This window comes from Kribbella sp. NPDC050281 (genome assembly GCF_040655855.1).
Lineage (GTDB): Bacteria > Actinomycetota > Actinomycetes > Propionibacteriales > Kribbellaceae > Kribbella.
Window position 1 is genome coordinate 1 of record NZ_JBFAKS010000114.1, and the last position, 1,089, is coordinate 1,089.

Here is a 1,089-nt window from a genome sequence, read left to right on the forward strand (position 1 = left end):
TCGGCGTCCATTATCACCGAGATCAGGCCGGCGCCCAGGAAACCCTCGCAGCCATTGAACAGTCTGGGGGGCAAGGTCGCCTGCTGAACTTTGACGTAAGTGAACGTGATCAGTGCCGTGAAGTGCTGGAAAAGGATATGGCTGCCCACGGCGCCTGGTACGGTGTGGTCTGCAATGCAGGCATCGCCCGGGATGGGGCGTTCCCTGCGCTTAGCGAGAACGATTGGGACAGCGTGATCCACACCAATCTCGACGGTTTTTATAACGTCATTCATCCTTGCATCATGCCGACCTCCATCCAACTACCGTTCGGGGGTGGTGTGTTCCCGATACGCCGCAAGCGAACGAGGTTTAGGACGCCCTCGGCGGACCGTCGGGAAATTACCGCCCGCCACGCGTACGGACCGCCACGACGAGGCGCCGGACACATCCGTAAGCCGTACTTGACATCCTATGGCCTCCCGGCAAGCGGTTGGCATGCGATCAGCCAGCGACTCCGCACTGATCGGCATTCAGGAATCAAGGACGCGTAAACCGCGAGTGCATCGGCAAATCCGGCTGCGGGGAGTGAGTACTCGCACGGTACGGCGGAGCGAAATCGTCAGGAATCACGGGTACCAAATGCGGCACAATGGGCCCCCAGGTCCACGATGCGAGACGCGCAAACCAGGACAAAGAGTGCCCTAAAAAACGATCATGCGCTTATGGCAGTCGCCGGGGTTCTAGGCAACTGTCATAAGCGCATGGTCGATCGCGACAGCGGTTAGTGCGCGGCTTCGTACTTCTCCACCACGGTGGAGGCGATTCGGCCGCGCTCGCTGACGGGCAGGCCGTGAGCCTTGGCCCACTGCCTGATCTCGGAGCTCTTCTCGCGGGTCATCGCGCGCTGCCCGCCACGACCCCGACGACGCGTGGAGACGGCACCGCCGCGCCGAGCGTGCTGCACGAAAGGCGAGAGCGCATCCCTCAGCTTCTTGGCGTTAACGTCACTGAGGTCAATCTCATACGAAGCGCCGTCAATAGCGAAGCTGACCGTCTCATTGGCCTCGCCCCCATCGAGGTCATCGATGAGAATCTCCTGGATCTGCT

The 1,089-nt window shown here is 61.1% G+C and carries 2 protein-coding genes; one reads left to right on the forward strand and one right to left on the reverse strand.

What is annotated here, in order from left to right:
- Positions 1–53: 53 nt before the first annotated feature.
- On the forward strand, positions 54–533 hold the full coding sequence (locus AB0I34_RS44180) for an SDR family NAD(P)-dependent oxidoreductase (RefSeq protein ID WP_360458758.1): 480 nt from the start codon (positions 54–56) through the stop codon (positions 531–533).
- Positions 534–763: 230 nt separating this feature from the next.
- Here the strand turns inward: AB0I34_RS44180 and AB0I34_RS44185 are convergent.
- A partial coding sequence (locus AB0I34_RS44185) for an Lsr2 family protein (RefSeq protein ID WP_360458755.1) occupies positions 764–1,089 on the reverse strand: 326 nt, incomplete at its 5' end.